The sequence below is a fragment of the Kitasatospora sp. NPDC001683 genome, from assembly GCF_053596495.1.
Map to the genome: position 1 here is coordinate 1 of NZ_JBSFGK010000098.1, position 2686 is coordinate 2686.

Annotated in this window: 4 protein-coding genes; 3 read left to right on the plus strand and 1 reads right to left on the minus strand. The window is 74.5% G+C overall.

The features are described from left to right. From ACWCYO_RS33900 to ACWCYO_RS33910, 3 genes are all read left to right on the plus strand, one after another. Nucleotides 1-416, plus strand: a 416-nt coding sequence (locus ACWCYO_RS33900; RefSeq protein WP_449786351.1) for a hypothetical protein, incomplete at its 5' end; no start/stop codon positions are given. A gap of 410 nt (nucleotides 417-826) precedes the next feature. Further along, complete coding sequence (locus ACWCYO_RS33905) at nucleotides 827-1006, plus strand: DUF4287 domain-containing protein (RefSeq protein ID WP_270150150.1); 180 nt, start codon at nucleotides 827-829, stop codon at nucleotides 1004-1006. A 348-nt stretch (nucleotides 1007-1354) separates the two neighbouring features. Further along, nucleotides 1355-1972 (plus strand): hypothetical protein, encoded by a 618-nt coding sequence (locus tag ACWCYO_RS33910; RefSeq protein ID WP_449786352.1) that lies wholly within the window; start codon nucleotides 1355-1357, stop codon nucleotides 1970-1972. A gap of 225 nt (nucleotides 1973-2197) precedes the next feature. On the opposite strand, the gene ACWCYO_RS33915 is transcribed toward ACWCYO_RS33910, so the two are convergent. After that, the gene (locus ACWCYO_RS33915) at nucleotides 2198-2518 is read right to left on the minus strand and encodes a hypothetical protein (RefSeq protein WP_270150152.1); all 321 of its coding nucleotides are present in this window, start codon (nucleotides 2516-2518) and stop codon (nucleotides 2198-2200) included. Nucleotides 2519-2686: the final 168 nt, after the last annotated feature.

Genomic DNA, 2686 nt, shown 5'->3' on the forward strand with positions numbered 1-2686 from the left:
TGACCGGCACCCCCTACCTGAACCTGTGGCTGCGCAGCCTCGGCGCCAGGATCGGACGCGGCGTGTGGTGCGAGACCCACTGGCTGCCCGAGAGCGACCTGGTCACCGTCGAAGCGGGCGCCAGCGTCAACCGCGGCACCGTCCTGCAGACCCACCTGTTCCACGACCGCGTGATGCGCCTGGGCCCCGTCCACCTGGGCACCGGCTCCACCACCGGCCCGCACTCGATCGTGCTGCTCAACTCCTCCCTCGGCGACAACACCACGGTGGGTCCGGCCTCCCTGGTCATGCGCGGCGAGAACGTCCCCCACGCCACCCGCTGGCTCGGCAACCCCGTCGCCGCCTGGAACGCCGACCCCACCCCGCCCCCCGGCCGCCGCGCCGCCCGCGCACGACGCCGCGCCACCGCGACGTAGCCCGCCGCCGCCGGGCGATGAGTCCGCGGTCGTGGCGTAGCCCGCCGCCGCCGGGCGATGAGTCCGCGGTCGTGGCGTCGCCCGCCGCCGGGTGATGAGTCCGCGGTGCGGTCACGGTCCGAACCCGTGACCGCACCGCGTTCTCGCTTCACCCGCACTCGGGAGGACACCGGACATGACCACGGCACCCGTGAAGGGCCCGGCCTCGTACTTCCCCTCCGTCCCTGATCTTCGGAGGGTCTCCCCGGCTTCAGACGGGGAGGGAATCCGATCCTGAGCCCCGGCGGCGCGCCGCGCCGCCGCTTCACTGCGCAGCAGGACGGTTGCTCGTGCCTTCTGCCAGTGGGATGTGGCATGTTGGCCGTCAACGTTCTACGGGCCGGGCTGGCCCGTCGCGACGCCCGGCAGGGATGGCGAGAAGCCCCCGGCTTCAGCCGGGGGAGGGGGTCACCGAGGAATGGAAGGACCTCAACCTCATCCGCACCTGCCCGCTCACCAAGCACAGCGAACTCGTCACCTGGCTCAAGACCACCCACGGCCACGGCCACGCCAACGCCCTTGTCGCCCACGCCCTCGCCGAGCGGGCCTGAGTCCTCACCGCCGCCCCGGGCGCACCGCACCCGGATGCAGGAGCGGGCCCTGCCGCAGAGGCTCGGCATAGGGGCCGGGGCCGCCACCGGCACGATCGGGAAGGCGGCCACCCCGGCCCCGGTCCGTTCCCGTACGGGCGGGGCATCGACCGCGGATGCCCGTACGGCTGCGGTCGGCACCCATGAGACGACTTCAACAGCGCTTGAAGTCAAGCCCGCCGCCCGCCCCCGGCAGGAAGGCCGCCGCCCGCCCCCGGCAGGAAGCCCCCGGCAGGTAGAACGACACCCGCGCCAGGTAGCCTCGCTCCCGGCGGGGGCCACCAGGGCGAACGGACAGGGGCGGACGCAATGACGCAGCAGCAGCGCGGCTACTGGCGGGAGGCGGACGGCTCGGCCGTCGCCGTCAGCCAGGCGCACATCGTGTGGACCAGGGCGGCCTACCCGGCCCTGGAGGACGTGGCACGCCGCTACCACGCGGTGATCACCTACGCCGAGCTGGCCGAGGCCGTCCAGCAGGCCTCCGGGGTGCGCACCAGCGTCAACCAGCGGCACTGGATCGGCAAGGTGCTGGCCCTGGTGGTGCGCGAGGCCCACCGGCGCGGCGACCCGCCGCTGACCGCCCTGGTGGTGCACGCCACCGACGGCATGGTCGGGGCCGGCTACCAGGACGTGCTGGCGGTGGCCGGGCAGCCGCCGATCGCGGACGAGATGGACCGCGAACAGCACGCCGCCGCCGCCCGGCTGGCCTGCTACCGGCACTTCGGCGCCGACCTGCCCGCCGACGGCGGCACCCCGGCGCTGGCCCCGCGCCTGAAGAGCGCCCAGACCCGCAAGAGTGCCCAGGCCCGCAAGACCGCCGCCGCCGCCGCGCCCGCCCCGCGCCCACCCGCGATCTGCCCGAACTGCTTCCTCGAGCTGCCGGCGACCCGGGTGTGCGACTCCTGCGGGGCCACCATCGCGCCCTGAACGGCCGCGCTCACACGGCGGCCGGCAGCCGGCCCGGCATCCGCCGGCCCTCGGCCGGCCGGGAGGGGGAGGCGCCGGCCCTGCCCGAAGAACTCGCAGAACTTCTTGACATCCTCCTGCGGCTGGAGCCGGAGGGTTCCAACCCTCGCGGGTCGGGCTTTCTGCTTCACGGCCGGTTGCCGACCCGGGGTTGCCGGCGGAGGGACGGTGTGCCGCCCATCGGTCTTACGCCAGCTCCACAGACCTGACTTCCCGCCGGCCCGGCGGTAGACCGGGCCGGCGTGGTCCTCGCCGATCGGGCCCCAGGAATGCCACCACCCGTGCCGAAGCGGCTACGGGCGGATACCGGGCGACGGTCCGCCTTGACGGCGAATCGTCGTCACCTGTCCTGCGGAACTGTTGCCCAGGCCCAGCAGACACGAGCGGCCCGGCCACCAGGCCGAGGACATCGGGCGCCAGATCGGCGCCGCCGTCCTCGTTGCGCGAGCCGATCAGCACCACCGGGGTGCCGAAGCACAGAACCTCGAGATCGGTGACCTTGTGCACGGGAAGAACCGCTCCCCGCGCCGGGTGAGTGCCGGTCACCGACTCTGCCCCGCCCGCGCACCGGCGCCGACGGGGATCGGACACCCAGTTCCCGCACCCGCCGTCGCCGCCGTCAGCCCACGCCGCCGCTGTCAGCTCGCACCGTCGCCCGCCGTCGCCGCCGTCAGC

Excerpts from the sequence above, each read along its gene's own strand:
- ACWCYO_RS33905 (WP_270150150.1), top strand. The coding sequence starts at position 827 with ATGGCGAGAAGCCCCCGGCTTCAGCCGGGGGAGGGGGTCACCGAGGAA.
- ACWCYO_RS33910 (WP_449786352.1), top strand. The coding sequence starts at position 1,355 with ATGACGCAGCAGCAGCGCGGCTACTGGCGGGAGGCGGACGGCTCGGCC.